We start from the raw sequence: 20,994 nt of genomic DNA, 5'->3' as shown, positions 1-20,994 counted from the left end.
CCGGCGTCAGACGCCGGGATTTCTTGTGTTTGTGAACATATTCAGCTCTTCGATCATGTCTTTCAGGCTGACCGCCATATCCTCAGATACGGTCCGGCGCTCCATGTCGATGTGAATCGGGTCTAAGACCAGCTGTTTCGGGATGACATTTGCATAGACGCCCCGCATGACCGTCCGCATATTCGCCAGCGCGTTCATGCCTCCTTTTCCTCCGCCCGCCGCGGCAATGATGGCCACCGGTTTGTATGCCCAGTGATCGCTGCTTAAAAAATCGATGGCGTTTTTTAAAGCGCCGCTCATGCCGCTGTGATACTCGGGAGATAATAAGACGACGGCCGCCGACTTTTTCACCTGCCGCCTTAACTTTTGCACTGAAGGCAGCCCGTTCTGTTCTTCTTCACCGTTATAAAGCGGCAGTTCACTTTCGCTCAAATCAATAAAATCGGTATGAAACCGATCTCTGATATAAGAAGCGGCAATTCTAGTCCGCCCGTTTTTTCTCGGTGTGCCGCTGATCACTAATATGCCCATGATTTTACCGCCTTTCCAAAAACATTATATTTTACCGCATACAATGCCGCCTGCGTCCGATCGGAAAGATTCAGCTTTGACAGCAGGTTGGACACGTGGGTCTTCACTGTTTTTTCTGAAATAAACAGTGCCGCCGCAATTTCCTTATTGCTTTTTCCTTTGGCTATTTCTTGAAGAACATCTTTTTCACGGGGGGTCAGCTGATAATATTTTTCCTTATCCTGATTATCCTGAACCATATGGGTCAGCACGTGAGGCACAATATCCGCCGACAGCCGGTAACGTCCGGAATACACTTCCCGGAGCGTTTTCACTAAATCATCGGGCTGAGCGTCTTTCAGCTGATACGCTTTTGCGCCGGCTTTAAGGGTGGGAATGACGTGCTCCTGATCAGAATAGCTCGTCAAAACGACGATACTGATGTCCGGAAATCGTTCAGCCGCAATTTTTGCCGCTTCAATGCCGTCCATATCAGGCATTGATAAATCCATCAGAATGATGTCCGGCTCCGTCTTTTCAGCTTGCTGAAGCGCTTCAGCACCGGTGGACGCCTCACCGACAACTTCAATGTCTTCCTGAGTGGCGAAGAAATAGCGCAGTCCTTTGCGGACAACATGATGATCATCAGCAATCACAATTTTCATCAATCAGACCTCCTGTCCCGAAACGGAAGCCGAACGGAGACAATCGTTCCGGCGCCAAGCTCGGATTGCAATGTAAAGCGGCCTCCGATCGCTTCAGCCCGCGCTTTCATGCCGGCCACGCCGAGCGATGGGAGCACAGCATGCGCATCAGCGCTGAAGCCCGCTCCACGGTCGCTAATGTGAAGCTCAGCGCAACCCGGCTTTTTAACGGCGGAAATGATAACCCGGTCCGTTCCCGCATGCTTTTTACAGTTATTCAAGGCTTCCTGGGCGATCCGCCAAAGCGCGTGTTCCTGTTCATCCGTAAGCTCCAGCTCATCCTCCGTTTCACAAACGGCTTCCAGGCCGATAAGAGCGGCATAGCTTTTGATAGACGCATACAGCCCTTTCGTTAAACTTTCCGGCTTCAGCTGCCAAATGAGCGCCCTCATTTCTGTTAGCGCATCCTGAGACAGCTCTTGAATAAACGTAATCATCTGCCGGAGCCGATCATCATCTGTAAAGCTCTTTGCGGCTTTTGCCGTTAAGCTGACAGAAAACAGCATCTGATTGACGGAATCATGCAGCTCTTGCGCAAGTCTGCTTCTTTCCATCAACAGGGCGTTCTGCTGCTCAAATTCGGCCAATTTCATCCGCTGAATCGCCGTTCCGATTTGAAATGCAACCGCTTCAAGCAGATGCAGTTCTTCTTCGTTGAAAAATGTCTTTTCACTTGCGGCGACGTTTAATAAACCGAACTTCCGGCCGCCGTCCTCAAGCGGTACGGTCGCATGATGGGTAATGCCCTCCGTATCGCGGCAGTTCGTCGTCTGTTCCGCAAATTCAATCCGTTTACAATTCATTATGTTTACGGCCTTTGTCAATCCGCCATTGCTGAATTTGGTCAGACAATAGCATTCCCCGCTGCACATGAGTGCATTTTCCCGCTGACCGAGAGCCGGCGGTAAATAAGCGGATGCGGCGAGCGTATAAGACCCGTCCGGCTCAATCAGAAAAATCCACCCTGTCTGCAGTCCGGTCAGGCTGAGCAGTTCGCGGAGCACTTTATCAAGCGCTTCCTTTAAATCGTGGTTTTGGTTTAAGGTTTCCGCAATCGCTTTTAACGTTTTTAACGTTTCTACCGTCGTTTTCGTCAATTTCCCTCACTCCGGCCAATCAGAATTATCCATATTATATCAATTCTTTTCTGTATATTCCTTTGTTTTCAGCATGAATTTTCCTCATACTTTCGGATGAGGCGTATAAAAAAACCGCCGGATGTCGCTTCCGGCGGTTTGTTGTTTATTTCGTTTTTTCCACTATGTCATCCACCGTTTTCATGACGGCTTCAGATAATGCGGCAAGACGCTGTTCGCTGTCTTGTAAAGAAGTTCCCTTCACGGCGAAATAGAACTTCACTTTCGGCTCCGTTCCTGATGGACGAAGGCAGAACCAAGAGCCGTCTTCAAGGAAATATTTCAGGACATTTGACTTCGGCAGATCAATACCTTCTTCATGATGATCGGCAAATACAGTCCGTTTTCCCGTTGAATAGTCTTCAGCCTGTGTGATTTGTTTTCCGGCCATCTGCTTCGGCGGATCATTTCGGAATGAAGTCAGGATAGCGGAAATCTGCTCTGCTCCCTGTTTTCCTTTTAACGTCAATGACTTCAAGCCTTCACGGTAATATCCGTATTCTTTAAAAATGGACAGCAGCGCGTCATAAAGCGACATGCCCTGCTTTTTATAAAAGGCGCATACCTCGACGGCTAACAGCGCAGCCTGGATCGCGTCTTTGTCACGCGCGAAATCGCCGATTAAGTAGCCGTAGCTTTCTTCATACCCGAACTGGAACGTGTATTGGCCTGATTTTTCATATTCTTTGATCTTTTCACCGATAAATTTGAAGCCTGTCAGCGTGTCAACCGTATCTAATCCGAACGATGAAGCGACGGCGCGGCCCAATTCGCTCGTGACAATCGTTTTCATGACGACACCGTTTTCAGGAAGGGTGCCCTGTTTTTTCTTCTCGGAAAGCAGGTAATGCAATAAAAGCGCGCCTGTCTGGTTTCCCGTCAGCACTGTGTACTTGCCTTCGCTGTTTTTTACGGCAATGCCGAGACGGTCGGCATCCGGGTCCGTAGCGACGAGAATATCGGCATTTTGTTCTTCTCCGAGCTTAATGGCATATTCGAATGCCGCGTGCTCTTCCGGATTCGGCGATTTGACGGTTGAAAAATCCGGGTCCGGCAGCTCTTGCTCCTTTACGACGGTGACGTTTTTGTAACCGAGTGCTTCGAGTCCGCGGCGCACCGGTTTATTTGCCGTGCCGTGCAGCGGAGTGAACACGACGCTGACATCCACTTCATCCGAAAGCTCGGGATGTACGGAGATGGAAGTCAGTTTTTCAGTATACGGTTTATCAATTTCTTCACCGATTATTTTAATCAAACCTTTTTCTTTCAGCGACTGTTCATCTTCAACTTGAATCGTTAATTCATTTTCTATGGCATTCACTTCAGCAATGACGATGTCCGCTTCTTTCGGCGGCAGCTGTGCGCCGTCATCGCCATACACTTTATATCCGTTATATTCAGGCGGGTTATGGCTGGCCGTCACGACGATGCCGGCATAAGCGTTCAGCTTTCTCACCGCAAAAGACAGCTCAGGCGTCGGGCGGAGCTCATCAAAGACGTATGTTTGAATGCCTTGGGAAGCAAGGGTTTTTGCAGCTTCCATCGCAAACTCAGGAGATTTATGACGGGAGTCGTATGCGATCGCAACCCCTCTTTTTTTCGCGTCTTCCCCCTGTTTCGCGATATACGCCGCAAGTCCGGCGGATGCTTTGCGGACCGTGTAAATGTTCATTCTGTTCGTACCCGGCCCGATTTCTCCTCTCATGCCTCCTGTTCCGAACTCAAGATTTTTGTAGAAAAAATCTTCCAGCAGCTGCTCGTTTCCTTCTGCGTCCGCCAATAATTTTTTCAATTCTGAATCTAATTGTTCGGCCTGATTCCAGCGTTCGTAACTCTTACTCCAACTCATGTTCGTCCTCCTATAATTTCAGCTTATGACCATATTTTAATATGAAGCGGCTGCCCGTGTCACTTGATAACTTAACCAAATGCTTTATGTAAAAAGATAAAAGAAGGGCTCATGCCTTTTCGGCACAGCCCTCCGGTTATTATTGTTCGAGCGGAACAACCGCGTCGTGCAGCAGCGTATTTAACCACTCAGTGTGTTTTTCTTTCGTTTCGTCATTCCATTGGAATCGGTCGCTCATGTAATCAATCACGGCCGTTTTATACGTTTGCACCCATTTGATGTCGAAGAACAGTCTTCCCGTTCTGCGGACGAAGAAATCGGCAGGTGTCGCAGCCATTTCTTCTTCGATGCTGTAAGCCGCTTCCGCCAGAATGTGAACCGGAATCTGGCGTTTTTCCGCTTCATCTTTCAGGCCTTCAATCCGGCTGAATACATTTTCAACGTTAGAGCCGTATCTGATGGCTAACTGCTTAGCGGTTTCCTGTGATAAACCGATTTTCAAGCCGTCTTTTGTCTTTTCTTCCACAAATGACTCGAAGTTTTTAGAGCCGCCGACATGTCCGCCGGAAATCGGCATCGTCTTCGTCTTGCAGCCGCCGAAGTCCTGGCCGCCCTCTTCTTTCAAGCGGTCGCGGACAAGATCGACAATGTGCTCAGCCATTTTACGGTAGCCCGTCAGTTTTCCTCCGGCGATCGTAATCAGGCCTGATTGAGATGTCCAGATTTCATCTTTACGGGAGATCTCAGACGGGTCTTTCCCTTCTTCGTGAATAAGCGGTCTGAGGCCGGCCCAGCTAGATTCAATATCGTCCGCCGTAATGTTCAGTTCCGGGAACATATAATTGATGGAGCTGACGACATAATCGCGATCCTGCACCGTCATGCGCGGGTGCTCAAGTTTTTGTTTGTAAACCGTATCGGTCGTACCCACATATGTTTTTCCTTCACGCGGAATGGCGAACACCATCCGGCCGTCCGGCGTATCAAAGTACACCGCCTGTTTAAGCGGGAATACGGATTGGTCGAATACGAGATGGACCCCTTTTGTGTGCTGGAGATGTTTTCCGCTTTTGCTGTGGTCTTTTTCTCTCAGCTCGTCGACCCACGGACCTGTCGCATTGACGATTTTTTTGGCGTACACTTTGTATTCCTTGCCTGACAGCAGATCTTCAATTAAAACGCCGACAACTTTTCCTTTTTCATAAAGCAGTTCTTTCACTTTAGAATAGTTGACAGGCTCAGCACCGAATTTAACGGCTTCTTTCATGACTTCAATCGTCAGTCTCGCATCGTCCGTCCGGTACTCTACATAATAGCCTCCGCCTTTTAAGCCGTCTTTTTTGACGAGCGGCTCTTTTTGCAGTGTTTCTTTAGCAGACAGCATGCTTCTGCGCTCTGATTTTTTTACTCCCGCTAAATAGTCATACACACGCAGGCCGATTGAAGTAGAGAATGAACCGAACGTGCCGCCTTTATGAAACGGCAGCAGCATCCATTCCGGCGTCGTGACGTGCGGGCCGTTTTCGTACACGATGGCGCGTTCCTTACCGACTTCAGCCACCATTTTGACTTCAAATTGCTTCAGATAACGCAAACCGCCGTGGACAAGCTTTGTGGATCGGCTTGATGTGCCGGCCGCGAAATCCTGCATTTCGCTCAAAGCGACTTTCATTCCCCTTGAAGCAGCGTCAAGCGCCGTACCGGCACCCGTAATACCTCCGCCTATAATAAACAGATCGTATGTTTTTTTAGTCATGTCTTCCAGCATATGATCCCGTTCCAAACTTGAAAATTGGTGATTCATCATTACGCTTCCTCCTTGTTGTCACGGTATAGAAAAAGAGACCACAACAGCCAAAGCGCATGTCATCACTTTGGTGCTGTGGTCTCTCCTCATCTCAGGACCGTTCCTATTAACTTGTTTTCAGTATACCATAATTTTATCTTATTTAAAAGCCATAGCTGCATTTACTGCTTTTTTCCATCCGCCGTACAATTCATCGCGTTTTTCATCTTCCATTTCCGGTTTGAATTGCTTATCAAGGTTCCACTGATCGGCGATTTCAGTGCTGTCCTTCCAGTAGCCGACAGCGATTCCGGCCAAATATGCGGCACCGAGCGCCGTCGTTTCATTAATTTCCGGACGTTCGACCGGCACATCAAGCAAGTCGCTCTGGAACTGCATGAGGAAGTTATTTTTTACCGCTCCGCCGTCTACACGCAATGTTTTTAAAGAGATGCCTGAATCAGCCTCCATGGCATCAAGCACATCTTTCGCCTGATATGCGAGAGATTCAAGCGTGGCACGGATAAAATGCTCCTTCGTCGTTCCGCGTGTCAGGCCGAAAACTGAGCCGCGCACGTCACTGTCCCAGTACGGCGTGCCCAATCCGACGAAAGCGGGCACGACATAAACACCGTCAGCGGAATCCACACGCTCTGCGTATGTCTCGCTTTCTTTCGAATCCTGGAACATCCGCATGCCGTCTCTCAGCCATTGGATGGCAGAACCTGCGACAAAGATGCTTCCTTCCAATGCATACTCGACTTTTCCGTCTAATCCCCAGGCGATTGTCGTCAGAAGGCCGTGATCAGAAGTGATGGCTTTTTCTCCGGTATTCATCAGCATAAAGCAGCCTGTGCCGTATGTGTTTTTCCCCATGCCTTCTTCAAAGCACGCCTGACCGAACAGCGCAGACTGCTGGTCTCCGGCCGCTCCCGCAATCGGAATGTTCTTACCGAAGAAATGATAATCAACCGTTTTCGCGTACACATGAGAAGACGGTTTCACTTCCGGCAGCATTGATTTCGGCACGCCTAAAATATCAAGCAGCTCGTCATCCCATTTTAATTCATGGATATTAAACATCAGCGTTCTTGAAGCGTTGGAATAATCCGTTACGTGCGCCGCGCCTCCGGACATTTTCCAGATGAGCCATGAATCAATCGTTCCGAACAGAAGATTTCCGTTTTCCGCTTTTTCCCGCGCGCCTTCTACATTGTCAAGAATCCATTTGACTTTCGTTCCTGAGAAATAAGGGTCGATCAAAAGTCCCGTTTTTTCTCTGAATGTATCATTATATCCTTTTTCACGAAGCTCTTCGCAAATGCCGGATGTTTGTCTCGATTGCCACACAATCGCATTGTATACCGGCTTTCCGGTATCTTTATCCCATACGACCGTCGTTTCCCTTTGGTTCGTGATGCCGATGCCGGCAATTTGATCAGCGCTGATTCCGGACTCGGAGATCACAGTCGCGATAACGGCGAGCACCGATCCCCAGATTTCGTTCGCATTGTGCTCCACCCAGCCCGGCTGAGGGAAATGCTGTGTGAATTCCTTTTGAGCGGAATGCACGATTTTTCCTTCTTTATTAAAAAGAATCGCTCTTGAACTTGTTGTGCCTTGGTCAATTGATAAAATATAGGTCTCCATGATGCCGCTCTCCTTTTTAAATATATTCAGAATTTGATAATGTTTTCTGTGATTGAGATTTCTTGGTATAAATATAGAGTATGAAAAGCACTACAACCATTATAACGCTTACAAACCAAAAGCTAGGTGTCACATTTCCTTTAAACGCGGCATTGTAAAATACGCCGCCGAACGCACCGCCCATGATCGGACCGATTACGGGAATCCAGGCATATTTCCAATTTGACGGCCCTTTTTTCGGGATCGGCAGAAAGGCGTGAGCGATTCTCGGCCCCAGATCCCGCGCAGGGTTGATCGCATATCCGGTCGTTCCTCCAAGAGAAATCCCGATGGCAACGATGAGGAATCCGACAATCAGCGGGTTCAGCCCTTTTGTAAATTCATTCGCTCCGATTGCCAAAATGCCGAGCACAAGCACAAACGTACCAATGACTTCACTTATCATATTCCCAAATGTATGAGGAATACTCGGGCCGGTCGAGAAAACGCCCAGTTTAGCGGCCGGATCATCCGTCGCCTTCCAATGCGGCAGATAATGAAGGTACACAACAACCGCACCGATCATTGCTCCGATCATCTGTCCCGTAATATAAACAGGGACGTCTTTCCAAGGAAAGCTGCCTTCAAGCGCAAGGCCTATCGTTAAAGCCGGATTCAAGTGGGCGCCGCTGATGCTGCCGACGGCATATGCAGCCATGGCTACTCCCAATCCCCAGCCGAATACAATAACAATCCATCCGGATTGGTATGAAAGCGATTTCTTTAAATTGACTCCCGCACAAACGCCGCCGCCGAAAATAACAAGCAGCATTGTACCGATTACTTCTCCCCAAAATGCTGTCATCATCATTCCTCCTAAATGACAAAATAGCAGGTTTGACAGAGTTATAGAGAATAAAAAACCCACAACAAACCGCTTTACGCTTTATTGCTTCCGTAAAGAGCTGTTGTGGGTCTCCGGATCTCCATCACATAGTATTAACCTAGGTCTATTGTAACAATGGGTGTAAGCGGTGTCAATCTTTTTTTGTCATAGAATGTTCATATTTAGCCCATAGTTCGGTGTCTGAAGTCGTCACGGCCGTGGCTCCTGCCTGCAAGGCGTTTTCAACGTCCTGCTCCGTGCGGATAAAGCCGCCGGCAAAAATTGGAATCCCCGTCATTTCTTTAATTTCTCTGATTAAAGTCGGAACGATGCCCGGGAGAACCTCGATAAAGTCAGGCTTATGCTTTCCGACGAATTCCATGCTTTTCTCCATGGCGCTCGTATCCAAGAGAAACAGACGCTGGATCGCGTATATTTTCTTTTGTTTCGCTTTGACGATGACTGATGATCTCGTCGAAATGATGCCCGCGGGCCGGATATCCTGACAAATAAACTCCGCACCGTATTCGTCATGCTTAATGCCGTGAATTAAATCGACGTGAACCATCAGAAGTTTTCCGTGTTTTTTCGCTTCATTCACAACACCTTTTAATTGACCGAGGTGGATATCTAAAATGACGCCGTATAAGAACGGACTCTCTAAAAATGCATCGAATTGCTTCATGTTCCGGATAGCCGGTAGAATCTTCTGGTTGTGAAAACTCATGTTTTACTCCTTTACATTAAAAATCAATGCTCAGCACGCTTTCCTTGACGGTCGAAATGATGAAAGAGAGCTCCTCGTCGGACAGGCAAAAAGGCGGAGACAGCTGAATGACATTATTATATCCCGCTACAGTATCACCATTTTTCCCGACAAGTAGGCCTTTTTCTCTGCACGCGGTGATGACGTGCTGCACAAGAGCGGCATCAGCGGGTTCCTTCGTGATTTTGTCCTTGACGAGCTCAATGCCGGCAAGAAGGCCTTTGCCCCGTACATCGCCGACCGCCGGATGTTCTTTGAGCGGCTCAAGCTCACGGAGCAGCCGTTCTCCAAGCTCCCGGGAGCGGGCGATCAGATTTTCATCCTCCATCAATTGCAGGTTTTTCAAAGCAAGGGCGCAGGCTGCCGGATTGCCTCCGAATGTATTCACGTGCCGGAAGCGGCCGTACGGCTCACCGCCCGAATACGCCTCAAAAATCTCCCGTTTTACTGCCGTTGCCGACAGCGGCAGATAAGCGCTCGTAATGCCTTTTGCCATTGTGACGATGTCCGGTGAAACGCCGTAATGCTGAAATCCGAACGGCTCTCCCGTGCGGCCGAAACCGCAAATGACTTCATCACTGATCAGAAGCGCGCCGTGGCGGCGGCAAATGTCCTCTACCTTTGCCATATACCCGTCCGGGGGCATCAGTATCCCTCCGCCTGTAATAATCGGTTCCATAATAACGCCGGCAATCGTTTCGCTTAACTCCCACGTCATGATCCGGTCGATTTCATGCGCGCTTTCCAATGTGACGGCATCGCCGGGATTCCGATAAAGATCAGGCGGCGCCGCGTGCAAAAAACCTTGTGAGAGCGGCTCATATTTATATTTTCTCTGCGCCTGGCCGGTAGCGGCGAGCGCCCCCATCGTATTGCCGTGATAGCCTCTGTACCGGGAGATGAATTTGAAGCGGCTGTGATCGCCGTTTTCAATGTGGTATTGGCGGGCAATTTTGAACGCGGTTTCATTTGCTTCCGATCCGCTGTTGGAAAAGAAGATTACATAATCGCCGCCGAGCCATTCATTCAGTTTTTCCGCAAGCTCAATCGCGGGTTGATGGCTTTGGGTCAGCGGATAATAAGGAAGCTCCTTCAATTGGCTGTAAGCCGCATCGGCAAGCTCCTTTCTCCCGTATCCGATATTGACGCACCACAGTCCTGACATGCCGTCCAAATACCGCCTGCCGTCAATATCCGTAACCCAGGCGCCTTCCCCTTTTTGGACGATTATGCTGTCATCCGGCTCCGCCCCTTTCATCGCGTGCCAAATCAGCTCTTTATCCTTTTGTTTGAGTGACTGATTTTTTTGTCCATGTTCCACACCGCTCATCTCCCTTTCAATATCATTGCACTGTATCGAAAGCTGCCCGGCTTCTGACGCCGATTCTCTTGGTGAAGTTTTCCTCTTAATAAGAATATAAAGGCGCGGCATGGGCGAGTCAATAAAGCGGCGGCAATTAAAAAAACGCTTTCTCCCAGAAAGCGAAAGGGCTACAAGAGCATATCCCGAAACCGGGGCCGGCGCAAGTGTTTTTATAAAAAAACCCGCCCCTTAAGCGGAGCGGGCGTTTTTTTATTTCAGATGCGTAATCCGGTAAATGTCTTTGCGCCGGTCTTTCAGCTGGCGCACGGTTCCGTTTTCACGCTGCCTTCTTAAGATTTCAAGGTCCACATCCCCGATCACGACCATTTCGATATTCGGATTCGTTTCACCGACGATTCCGTCTCTGGCGAATTCAAAATCAGACGGAGCAAAAATGGCTGACTGCGCGTATTGAATATCCATATTTTCTGTTTGCGGCAGGTTTCCGACCGTACCTGAGATGACGGTGTAAATTTGGTTTTCAACCGCTCTCGCCTGAGAGCAGTACCTTACGCGCAAATAGCCTTGGCGGTCTTCAGTGCAGAACGGCGTAAAGATAATTTTCGCCCCTTGATCCGCGGCAATTCTCGCAAGCTCCGGAAATTCGATATCGTAACAGATCTGAATGGCGATCTTTCCGCAGTCCGTATCAAATACGCGCACCCTGTCTCCGGCGCTGATGCCCCACCATTTCCGCTCATTCGGCGTAATGTGAAGCTTATATTGTTTTTCGATCGTGCCGTCACGTCTGAATAAGTAGGCGATGTTATAAATTTTCCCCTCTTCTTCAACGAAGTGGGAGCCGCCGATAATGTTCACATTATATTTCACCGCGAGATCTGTAAAGAGGCTGATATAGTCCTCGGTATATTCGGTAATCCTCTGAATGGCCAGACTCGGAGAACGCTCCTCGAGAAATGACATGAGCTGCGTCGTGAAAATCTCCGGGAATACCGCGAAATCAGATCTCGCATCGGAAGCCACATCGACATAATATTCAACCTGATTGGCAAATTCCTCGAAAGAGTAAATCTTTTTCATTTCATATTGAATGACGCAGATGCGCACCGGAAATGCCGATTTGTAATAGCGCTTTGACTGCGGCAGATAATCGACATTGTTCCATTCCATTAATGTCGCATATTTAATGGACGCGGTGTCATCCGGGAGATAATTCGGATTGATCCGCATGAGCGTAAATCCGTTCATCAGCTGGAAAGAAAGCACCGGATCATAAATCTGATGGCGCGTCACCTGTTCGACATAGGCTCTCGCCGTCATTTCTTCCGCATACTTATGATAATTCGGAATCCGCCCGCCGATAATGATGCTTTTCAGATTCAATCGTCTCGCCAAGTCTTTTCTCGCCTCATACAGCCGGTGTCCGATTTTCATCCGCCTGTATTCCGGGTGAACCATTACCTCAATCCCGTACAGATTCAATCCGTCCGGGTTGTGGTTCGTGATATAACCGTCGTCTGTAATGTCCTGCCACGTGTGGCGGTCATCATATTCATCGAAATTGATGATCAGGCTTGAGCATGAACCGATAATTTCCCCTTCATACTCGGCGCAAAACTGACCTTCCGGAAAGTGCGCGAGATGGCTGATTAAATGCTCAGGCTCCCACGGCTCCATCCCCGGAAAACAATCCTTTTGCAGCTCAATAATTTTGTTGATATCTTTCTCTTCCATATTCCGTATGACCATTTTCTTTTCAAAACGGGTCAGATCAAGTTTCTCAGACAATGCCGCTTCCCCCTGCCGGTTCGTTTTGATCGTTCAATCGCTGTAAGAGTAATTCAAGTTCCATTTCCGCCATCGATTCCAGTCTGTGATCGTATTCTTCAAATAACAGGGCGCTCGTTACCTTATTCGGCACGATGACACATTTCATGCCGGCGCGTTTGGCTGCGATTGAGCCGTTGACCGAATCCTCAAAGGCAAGACATTCAGAAGGTTCAACGCCTAAATGTTCCGCAGCTTTCAGATAGAGCTCCGGATTGGGCTTCACTTCTTCTACGTCGTCTGCCGTCTGAATCACTTCAAATTCATCAAACAGGCCTAATTCCTTGAGATGGCCCGACACCCATTTAAAATCTGAGCTGGAAGCGAGCCCCACCTTCAATCCTAATTCTTTTGCCGCGGCTAAATAAGCCTCCACTCCGGGACGCGCCGTTTCCGTCTTCATCCGCTGTTCGAAGCGCCCGCGCCTGATCGCCGTCAGTTCATCATGATCGAGCTTTCTTCCCAGCTGCTCCTCTAAATATGCGAACGGCTTAAACCCCGCCGCCGTTCCGATCACCTTTCCCCAGACGGATAAAGGCAATGTTGAACCGTGTTCCTCAAACATTTCCTGCAGCACTTCATATTCATGGGTTTCTGTATCTAAAATTAACCCGTCAAAATCAAAGATTAATGCTTTTATCAATGGTTACAGCTCCTTTAGCTAAACGTACTGACCTATGTATACACTATACCGTGAATTTCTTTTGCATTCAAAATGTAACATTCTCACGGAAAGAAGAGCCTGCATGAGTGCAAGCTCTCTTCATCCGTTACTGTGTGTTTTGACTGGAAATATTGGAAAGAGCCGCTCCCGCAGACTCATTTGAACGCTGATCGACCGCTAAGTCTCCAAGCGCAACGATCCCGACCAGATGATTTTGATCGACAATGGGAAGGCGGCGGATTTGGTGTTGGGCCATCAGATGTGACGCCTCTTCAAGACTCATTTCCGGGTTTCCGGATACAACTTGAGAAGACATCACGTGTGAAACAGGTGTTTGGCCGTCGCGGCCTTGAGCCGTTGTTCTCAATGCGATATCACGGTCTGTCAGCATTCCTTTTAATTCCCCTCCGTCAACGACGGGAATTGCTCCGACATTATGCTGGTGCATCAGCGCAGCCGCTTCCTGGATCGTTTGGTTGGGAGAAACGGTAGCCACGTGGGTAGTCATTGATTGTTTGATTGAACTCATTGTAAAGCACCCCTTTCGCATTTTATTATGCTCGGGGATTTGACTCATTATAAAGGGAGTTAGAGGAAAGAAATTGTGGTATCATGTCAAGGAAGCAAAAAAGAGCCTGTCAAAAGGCTCTTTATACCCGTCAGATCAGCCTTCTGTGACCGCAGGCTTCTGATCCGGCCCCTGTCTCGAAATCATCATAGGTAAAGGGAAAATTCATTCCGCATTCATTCAGCAAAGCGCAATTTTTATCAAACAGCGCCCGCTCTTTGACGTCATATACGGGGTGCGGCTTTGACAGCATGATATGTACCGTTTGCAGACAAGCCATAATTTGAAACGCTTCTTTTAAAGTTCCTTGGTAACGTTGGTTTTGTAAAGACAATACGCCCCTTTTTTTAAAGCGCTGAATTTCCAGTTCGGAGAAATAAAGAGGAAAGACATTTTGAAACAATTCAGAGGAAAGCTCTTGTATCGCGCTTTCTTGTCCGTCAGTCGCTGCGTTCACAATTCTCACATCAATCACCTTTCTTGCCATGTGAATATCCTTAATCTTTATCAAGAATAGCATAGAAAAAAACGCGAAAGCTAAGGTAAGTGTTTCCTATTGAAACAGCCGCTTTCCGCTTGAAAAGGAGCTTTATGATATGAAACAAAATGACCGCGGTCTGGAACTCCTGATTACGGAAAAACACGCCGGACAATGGCTGTTTTCAGTCCTGAAATCTGAATTCCAGGCGTCAAAACCCGTGATAACGGAATGGATGAACCAAAAAAGCATTCAGGTGAATCGGACATCCCCGAAAAACAACATCATACTGAAAACCGGAGACCGCTTATTCATTGATCTTCAGGAAAAAACGGGTTCTTCGGTGATTCCTGAATACGGAGAGCCGGACATTTTATTTGAGGACAGTCATATGCTGATTGCAAATAAGCCGGCGGGAATGCCGACTCATCCAAATGAAGAGGGTCAGACCGGAACCCTCAGCAACCTGATCGCTTACCATTTTCAAATCAACGGCGAACAGGCGAAAGTGCGCCACGTTCACCGTCTTGATCGTGACACGTCAGGCGCGGTCGTTTTTGCGAAACACCGCCTGGCCCATGCAATCCTTGACCGTCAGCTCGAAACCAAAACATTAAAACGCACCTATATCGCCGCGGCGGAAGGAAAAGTCACGCCGAAAAAAGGCACGGTTGACTCGCCGATCGGCCGCGACAGGTCACATTCCGTCAGACGGCGCGTCTCACCCGGCGGACAAGCCGCCGTCACCCATTACAAAGTGAAAGGCTATCATCCCGGTGCGCAGCTTACATTGGCAGAGCTTGAACTGGAAACCGGGAGAACACATCAAATCAGGGTGCATATGGCAAGCATCGGCCATCCGTTGGCGGGCGATGACCTGTACGGCGGAAGCAGGGCGCTGTTTCACAGGCAGGCGCTTCACGCCAGAAAAGTCAGTGTCGTCCATCCGATCTCAGGAGAAGAAATCGTTGCCGAGGCGCCGATGCCGGCTGATCTGGCTCATTTTACCGAAACGTATTTTTCTTAAACCGGGTCGGCATATATAATATATCGTTTCGGCGCATTTCCAATGTAAGAAAACGGATAGCAAGTGGTCAGGATCAGTTCCTCCCGCTCGTGTTGAAGGGTGATGACAGACGTATCATCCCGGCTGACGATTTTTGTACGGCTGATTTTATAAGAAAACGTGCCGTAAGACAAAATCACGTTCAGTCTGTCTCCTTTTTTCAGTTCGCCGGTCCGGCGGAACACCGTGTCCCTGTGGCCGGATAACACAATTTGGCCGTGATCGCCAGGATAATAGCTGTCCTTATAATGTCCGACGCCTTTTGCTAAATCATCTGCGTCAGTCCCTTCGACGATCGGGAGCTCAGCGTCGATTTCAGGGATTTCTAAAATGCCGCTTGCCTCACCCGTTTCGGGATGAAATTCTTTTTTGCGCTGTGCCTGCACAGCGCTTTTTGTTTCGTTCTTTTCCAAGACAGGTTCTGTTGCTTTTTTTGCTTCTTCAAGCGATTGGTTCGTTTTCATATGTGAATCAATGATCTTCCAGCTACCGTAACATGTGATGATAACACCTGCGATGATGACGAGAAGCGGAATATGTTTCAGTTTGTTCATCGTGTGCGGGTTCCCCTTTTCTTTCTGAAAAGCCAATATACGCCGGCACCCGTGATCACCAGGCCGGCCAATGCCGTCTGATGGCTGCCCGCTGAAGTATCAGGCAATGGGCGGCCTTTTTGTGTGCCGCTTTCAGTCTGTTCTGTGCTTTGTTCCGAATCTGCGGCAGACGCCGGACGGGATTCGGGAATTGACTGCACTGTATCAGATGCTGTTTCTTCTGCGACAGGACGTTTAGGTTTTTTGGTTTGATCAGGCTGTTCTGCTGCATCCGGTTTTTTAGCGGGTTTTTCCGTTTGAGGTTTTTCTCCTTTATCAGGCCCGGTGCTGCCCGGTGTTTCCCCGCTTCCCGGCTGATTGCCGGTGTCATCAGGTGTTTCGGCGGCTGATGCCGTGCGGATGCGGCCGTCGGTTTGATAAGAAATCGGTGCGGAAAAGCTTTTGACATAGTCTACTGTCGCTTCCAAATCCTCAGGCCCCGTCACCGGATTCTTGCCGAGTTTCCCGATCGGACCGTATTTTGCCCCCGATGCCGTCGCCATAAATTGATTGACTGTTACTGTATATCCTTTTTCGGGCTGTATGTCTGTACCGTCCGCCATCTTCATATCCACCGCTTGTCCGGTTTCCGGGTTCCATGTATAGGAAAATCCGCTGATGCTGTAATCCGGTCCGTACACCGGAGATATTTGCGCGTTGATGATCTCCCGCAAATCTTTTCCTTTGATTTCAAGCTTCGTCAGCACATTGCCGAACGGCTGTACATTATATAGGTCTCCCCATGTGATCGTCCCTTTTTTTATGCCGTCCCGGATGCCTCCCCCATTCATAAGCGCAAAATCGGATTTCATCTTCGCTTTCATACCGTCGGCAATCAGATTTCCGAGCGCCGTGTCGCCGTCATTTGAATATCCGCCCGTTATATCACGGGCCGCTTCCCCGACCGTTTCGCTGATAATCGGTTTCACTTTCTCTTCATATTTGCTTAATATGCCTGCCGCATCCGGATCAGGCTTGATTTTACTTTGATCGATATATTGGATTTCCGCTGATTTTTTCACGATATCCTTCGATTCTTTATCTAGTTCGAGATCGGCGATTCCGATTGCTTTTCCGTATTCAAATGCCTGCACGATCAGCTTGCCGTTGATTTCTCCGTTTACGACTTTATGATTGTGCGCGGCGAAAATCACGTCAATCTCTGAGTCTGTTCCGCTTGCAAGCTTTGCGGATTCTCCCGTGATGGCTGAGCCATTTTGTTCAGCAGACATATGGGCGAGCACGGCGATTGCTTTAATTCCTTTTTTCTTCAGGTCAGCGGCGGCGTCATTGACGGCCTTTACCTCATCCGTAAACGTAATATTTTTAATTCCGTCCGGGATGACCATGCCTGCCGCCGATCTGGTTACAACCCCGATAAATGCGACCGGAATTCCGGAAACGTATTTGATTTCATACGGCGGCAGAAAGGACTCCCCTGACTTCAATTTACAGTTGGCGCAGACGAGCGGGAAATCTTGGCCGTCATAACCGCTTGTCCCCTTACCGTCCGGATGATCTCCTCCATTGATGATCCGTTTAAGCTCATTCGTTCCTTCATCGAATTCGTGATTGCCGACAGTTCCGACATCAAAACCGATGTCTTCCATCAGTTCTACTGTCGGTTCATCCTGAAAAAGGGCTGACACGGGAGAGCTGCCCCCGATCATATCGCCCGCATGCACGACAAAGGCGTGTTCTTTCTCGGCTTTCGCCTTTTTAATGTACGCGGCGGCGTAGTCCATCCGCCCGAAAGTGCCATCCGGTTTACCGTCTCCGTTAAGGTCAAGCTCATATTGCTGATCAATTTTTCCGTGCAGATCATTCATGCTGATGATTCTGAGCGGGACACGGCCGGAGTCTTCAGTCTGCCGTTCTTTATACGCTTTATCCGTTCCAGCTCCATTCAGTGATCCGGCTTGTCCGATTGCTTCCGCATCTTTCACGCTGAACATCATAAAACAAACCGTCAGCAAACAGCACGAAAGACGCAAACCCCTTTTTTTCTTCATTCATTTCCCCCCTGTCTTCTAAGAAATACGTTAGCTTATTTTCTTAAAAATCACATCACTTTTTTGTAAAGATTGTCTTCGCTGGCGCAAAATAGTAAATAATCCCCACGTAACGAAATAAGTCTTGATGTATAACGGATCGGCTTTTTTCACATCTTAAATGTGATTTGACATGAAGGAGGAAAACAACCAGTGGAACAGCAGCAGAATCAGCAGCAGCCGCCAGTAAATCAGGGGATTCCGGGTTCACCGCAAGTGAATCACGGAGGACATGAGCTTTTCGATATGCATGAAGTGCTGGCCGGAACAGTCGGCGTTTTGGATCAATTTATGATGCTCAGACAGTTTATACAGGATCAGCAGCTGGCCGACATTCTTGACCGCCAGTATCAATTCATTCTCGGACTCTATATTCTGACGGCAGAATGCTTTAAGACCGGCCAAAAGCCTTCTCAGGAAACGTCGACATATATGATGGAGGAACAGAACCAGGCCGTCTACGGTATAAAACCGACTCAGCCGAAAAAACCGAATCAATCATTAAATGATGTCAAAGATCTCGGAATAAGCGGCCATATGCTCGGCCTGATTAAAGCTCAAGCTTCTCTCTTGACGATGAGTTCGCTTGAAATGACCAATCCCGTCACAAGAAGAGTGCTCTCCGCCCAAATTCAGCAATATGTCGAAATGGCGTATGAAATCTTCTTATACCAAAACAAACACGGTTATTATCAGGTTCCTCAGCTCAATGCACAAGATATGCAGACCATGCTGAATTCATTTGCACCGGCGCAGGGACAGCCGCAAATGCCTCCGATTAAAGGACAAATGGGACAGCAGCAGCAAAACCTCCATTAATGAAAAAAACGGCGTTGGAATCCTGACTCTCCAATGCCGTTTTCTTTTTTTCATATGCTTTTGTGAAATCATGTTCAAATCGTTTCAGGCTTTCTTTCGTAGCCGCTTCAAAGCCTTTTTCAAAATCCTGTGTTTCGGCGGTTTTATTGATAATGGTTAAGATAATGCCTTCTCCGAATGTTTCGGTTAAATCCTTTATCATATAGAAGCTCTGCAAATAGACATCCGTTTCATATTCCATACGCGATTTCTGCCATTTTCGGTCGGTCGTTAATTGATCAAACGGCACGACGGAAAATGCAATCGGATCAATGACCACATCATAATGCGCAACCCACTCGCTCAGCCCCTCATGAAACCAAAGCGGAAATACAGACGTATCCGTCCCCAATTGCCGTGTTTTTTGATGAAACGCGTAGTGTGTATATTCATGTATAATCAATTGCTTATACATGAAAACGGCCAGCTCATCTTTTTTCAAAAGCTGTTTTTTCTCTTCTGGCAAAAGCCCCATCATCTGCTCCTGCTCTGAATAAAAACCGACTACATTTTTCAATCCTGAGTATTGCTCCATTTCAGCTTCATCTGAAAAGAAAATGAGTTCAAGAGGCGCCGCTCCTTTATAGCCGACAATGATTTGGTTGATACGCTTTGCGTGGTCCAGCGTAAGCTTGGTCAGATCCAAGAGCGGCTTTTCATCCGCCGTATAGTAAATCGCTGTATGTTTGTAAATTTCTTTATTCATGTGTTCAGTCACTTGTTCCTTCGTCGGAACAGAGCGGCTGTTTTGGCCTGACAGGACGTACATCATACTTACTGAAACGGCTGAACTGACAGCCAATATGACAAGGACTCCGCACAGGATCAGAGTGAATGCCGCCCGTTTCCCCATGCCGTCACGCAAACAAGCTCCCCTCCCCGATCCTTTAATTTTCATCTCATTCTTTACTTTATGCTCAGGAGCGCTGGGTCGTGACGGCAGATAAAATAAAAAAGCCGCAGCAAATGCGGCTTTTCCATTCATTTATTTATTGGGGTTTGGGAATACACGCTGCACCATTTGGCCGAATTCATCAAACAGTCCGGATACCGGGTGGCCGTTTTGGATTCGTTTTCCGTAGCCTTGCATACGTTCAACGAAGTCCGGGTTCGCTGATACATATACAGTCCGGACATGTTTATCGGCTGATTTCACCTTATCGGTAATCTTATTTTTCAAATGGTTGGCGATAGCGCCTTTTTGTCCGTTTGTCAGAACAACGGCTACATAAGCGCTGTTTCCGGCAACGATCACAGTCGCATTTTTAACTTCTTTTAAATCAGTCACCTTGTCGGCGGCTTTATCAGCCACTCTCAGGTTACGGTTGTCATTGTGATCGGTGTTTTGGTTATGACGGTTCACTGTATTCATATTTGTCGCACCGTCGTTAGGCGTGTTGCGGTAATTTACATTCTGGGTGCGGTTGTCATTTCGTTTTCCTTCTCCCTGGTTCCCCATGCTGCACCCTGCGGTAATCAGCATCGGCAGAAGAAGGGCAGAAATAACTGCTTGTTTTTTTATCATGTGAATTCCTCCTTTCTCACTTTACATATAGGTTTTTCTATTCGGCGGGATTTATGCACGCCGTTTGCATTCTGAGCGGTTTGGATAAATATCAGAAGGATAGGGAAAGGTAAGCGTAATCAATTGAATGAGGAGGGATTTAACTTGTTCAGACAAAAAAGCGGCATCAGCCCGACAGCGCTGCTGATCGGATCATCGATTCTGATTGCAGCTTTATCACCCGAAATCCGCCGGAAAATCTCCGGAATGGTTTCAGGCCGAATGCAGCATAAAGATGGTACACACTCCATGCAGCCTGCTGAGCTGATCAAACAGGCTTTCGGCGGGGAATCCGGCGGACAGCAGCACACGGACAAACCACGGCATTCACAAACAGGCTCCATGCAGCCTGCTGAGCTGATCAAACAGGCTTTCGGCGGGGAATCCGGCGGACAGCAGCACACGGACAAACCACGGCATTCACAAACAGGCTCCGTGCAGCCTGCCGAGCTGATCAAACAGGCTTTCGGCGGGGAATCCGGCGGACAGCAGCATGAGCAGACTTCCCGCAATCACTCCGGCTCATCCCATACGGACGGACAGGCAGACCGCAGTAAAGAAACTTCGCCGAAGCCTCACTATACCGAGCCGATTCACTTCGAAGAAAGCGCGGTAAATGTTTTAAATGACAGCACCGTGATGAATATGCTGGAAGAAATTGAACCCGGAAATCATTAGAAACAAAAAAATCCTTCATTCGTTCAACGATGAAGGATTTTTTCGTTTTAGCGCTAC

Annotated in this window: 20 protein-coding genes; 3 read left to right on the top strand and 17 right to left on the bottom strand. The window is 48.2% G+C overall.

The genetic code is table 11. The features are described 5' to 3' along the window. Nucleotides 1-6: 6 nt before the first annotated feature. The 13 genes from G9F48_RS00365 to G9F48_RS00305 form a co-directional block, all read right to left on the bottom strand. Complete coding sequence (locus G9F48_RS00365) at nucleotides 7-531, bottom strand: NADPH-dependent FMN reductase (RefSeq protein WP_165408851.1); 525 nt, start codon at nucleotides 529-531, stop codon at nucleotides 7-9. Then, complete coding sequence (locus G9F48_RS00360; protein WP_165408850.1) at nucleotides 519-1,175, bottom strand: response regulator; 657 nt, start codon at nucleotides 1,173-1,175, stop codon at nucleotides 519-521. Before G9F48_RS00360 ends, G9F48_RS00365 begins: the two co-directional genes overlap by 13 nt. Continuing rightward, nucleotides 1,175-2,311 carry a GAF domain-containing sensor histidine kinase gene (locus G9F48_RS00355; RefSeq protein ID WP_077721991.1) on the bottom strand — a complete coding sequence of 379 codons (1,137 nt, stop codon included), beginning with the start codon at nucleotides 2,309-2,311 and terminating at the stop codon, nucleotides 1,175-1,177. Before G9F48_RS00355 ends, G9F48_RS00360 begins: the two co-directional genes overlap by 1 nt. A 145-nt stretch (nucleotides 2,312-2,456) precedes the next feature. Then, the gene (locus G9F48_RS00350) at nucleotides 2,457-4,199 is read right to left on the bottom strand and encodes a phospho-sugar mutase (RefSeq protein ID WP_165408849.1); all 1,743 of its coding nucleotides are present in this window, start codon (nucleotides 4,197-4,199) and stop codon (nucleotides 2,457-2,459) included. Between the two features lie 139 nt (nucleotides 4,200-4,338). Further along, complete coding sequence (gene glpD / locus G9F48_RS00345) at nucleotides 4,339-6,006, bottom strand: glycerol-3-phosphate dehydrogenase (RefSeq protein WP_165408848.1); 1,668 nt, start codon at nucleotides 6,004-6,006, stop codon at nucleotides 4,339-4,341. Between the two features lie 138 nt (nucleotides 6,007-6,144). Next, nucleotides 6,145-7,635: a glycerol kinase GlpK gene (gene glpK / locus G9F48_RS00340; RefSeq protein ID WP_007610291.1), complete on the bottom strand. Its 1,491-nt coding sequence runs from the start codon at nucleotides 7,633-7,635 to the stop codon at nucleotides 6,145-6,147. 16 nt (nucleotides 7,636-7,651) lie between these two features. Then, the gene (locus G9F48_RS00335; protein WP_077721989.1) at nucleotides 7,652-8,479 is read right to left on the bottom strand and encodes an MIP/aquaporin family protein; all 828 of its coding nucleotides are present in this window, start codon (nucleotides 8,477-8,479) and stop codon (nucleotides 7,652-7,654) included. A gap of 172 nt (nucleotides 8,480-8,651) precedes the next feature. Next, entirely contained in the window at nucleotides 8,652-9,227 is a 576-nt protein-coding gene (locus G9F48_RS00330; protein WP_025649522.1) for a glycerol-3-phosphate responsive antiterminator, read from the bottom strand. A 16-nt stretch (nucleotides 9,228-9,243) separates the two neighbouring features. Beyond that, entirely contained in the window at nucleotides 9,244-10,596 is a 1,353-nt protein-coding gene (locus G9F48_RS00325; RefSeq protein WP_156735298.1) for an aspartate aminotransferase family protein, read from the bottom strand. A 243-nt stretch (nucleotides 10,597-10,839) separates the two neighbouring features. Next, a complete protein-coding gene (locus tag G9F48_RS00320) occupies nucleotides 10,840-12,378 on the bottom strand; it encodes a bifunctional GNAT family N-acetyltransferase/carbon-nitrogen hydrolase family protein (protein WP_003155346.1) in 1,539 nt (512 codons plus the stop codon). Next, nucleotides 12,371-13,060 carry an HAD family hydrolase gene (locus tag G9F48_RS00315; protein WP_165408847.1) on the bottom strand — a complete coding sequence of 230 codons (690 nt, stop codon included), beginning with the start codon at nucleotides 13,058-13,060 and terminating at the stop codon, nucleotides 12,371-12,373. Before G9F48_RS00315 ends, G9F48_RS00320 begins: the two co-directional genes overlap by 8 nt. A 127-nt stretch (nucleotides 13,061-13,187) precedes the next feature. Then, nucleotides 13,188-13,610, bottom strand: coding sequence for a CBS domain-containing protein (locus G9F48_RS00310; RefSeq protein ID WP_003155348.1), 423 nt, complete (start codon nucleotides 13,608-13,610; stop codon nucleotides 13,188-13,190). 130 nt (nucleotides 13,611-13,740) lie between these two features. After that, nucleotides 13,741-14,136: a DUF5365 family protein gene (locus tag G9F48_RS00305; RefSeq protein WP_007408448.1), complete on the bottom strand. Its 396-nt coding sequence runs from the start codon at nucleotides 14,134-14,136 to the stop codon at nucleotides 13,741-13,743. Between the two features lie 109 nt (nucleotides 14,137-14,245). Between G9F48_RS00305 and G9F48_RS00300 the strand changes: the two genes are divergently transcribed. Beyond that, on the top strand, nucleotides 14,246-15,154 hold the full coding sequence (locus G9F48_RS00300; RefSeq protein WP_156735260.1) for an RluA family pseudouridine synthase: 909 nt from the start codon (nucleotides 14,246-14,248) through the stop codon (nucleotides 15,152-15,154). Here the strand turns inward: G9F48_RS00300 and G9F48_RS00295 are convergent. Together G9F48_RS00295 and G9F48_RS00290 are read right to left on the bottom strand one after the other, a co-directional pair. After that, a complete protein-coding gene (locus G9F48_RS00295; protein ID WP_094247114.1) occupies nucleotides 15,151-15,747 on the bottom strand; it encodes a class D sortase in 597 nt (198 codons plus the stop codon). The two genes, G9F48_RS00300 and G9F48_RS00295, sit on opposite strands and share 4 nt — an antisense overlap. Continuing rightward, nucleotides 15,744-17,798: a 5'-nucleotidase C-terminal domain-containing protein gene (locus G9F48_RS00290; protein ID WP_165408846.1), complete on the bottom strand. Its 2,055-nt coding sequence runs from the start codon at nucleotides 17,796-17,798 to the stop codon at nucleotides 15,744-15,746. Before G9F48_RS00290 ends, G9F48_RS00295 begins: the two co-directional genes overlap by 4 nt. A gap of 192 nt (nucleotides 17,799-17,990) precedes the next feature. On the opposite strand from G9F48_RS00290, the gene G9F48_RS00285 reads away from it, so the two are divergent. Next, nucleotides 17,991-18,656, top strand: a complete 666-nt coding sequence (locus tag G9F48_RS00285) for a spore coat protein (RefSeq protein ID WP_165408845.1) — start codon at nucleotides 17,991-17,993, stop codon at nucleotides 18,654-18,656. Here G9F48_RS00285 and G9F48_RS00280 read toward each other — a convergent pair. Both G9F48_RS00280 and G9F48_RS00275 read right to left on the bottom strand, forming a co-directional pair. Further along, nucleotides 18,616-19,560 carry a hypothetical protein gene (locus G9F48_RS00280; RefSeq protein ID WP_063174203.1) on the bottom strand — a complete coding sequence of 315 codons (945 nt, stop codon included), beginning with the start codon at nucleotides 19,558-19,560 and terminating at the stop codon, nucleotides 18,616-18,618. The two genes, G9F48_RS00285 and G9F48_RS00280, sit on opposite strands and share 41 nt — an antisense overlap. A gap of 120 nt (nucleotides 19,561-19,680) precedes the next feature. Continuing rightward, nucleotides 19,681-20,220, bottom strand: a complete 540-nt coding sequence (locus G9F48_RS00275; protein ID WP_003155362.1) for a YhcN/YlaJ family sporulation lipoprotein — start codon at nucleotides 20,218-20,220, stop codon at nucleotides 19,681-19,683. A gap of 144 nt (nucleotides 20,221-20,364) precedes the next feature. Here G9F48_RS00275 and G9F48_RS00270 point away from each other — a divergent pair, with 144 nt between their 5' ends. Further along, complete coding sequence (locus tag G9F48_RS00270) at nucleotides 20,365-20,937, top strand: hypothetical protein (RefSeq protein ID WP_165408844.1); 573 nt, start codon at nucleotides 20,365-20,367, stop codon at nucleotides 20,935-20,937. The last annotated feature ends 57 nt before the right edge of the window (nucleotides 20,938-20,994 follow it).

The sequence above is a fragment of the Bacillus sp. EKM420B genome (assembly GCF_011065565.1).
Lineage (GTDB): Bacteria > Bacillota > Bacilli > Bacillales > Bacillaceae > Bacillus > Bacillus velezensis.
This window is presented reverse-complemented; position numbering and strand designations above follow the sequence as displayed.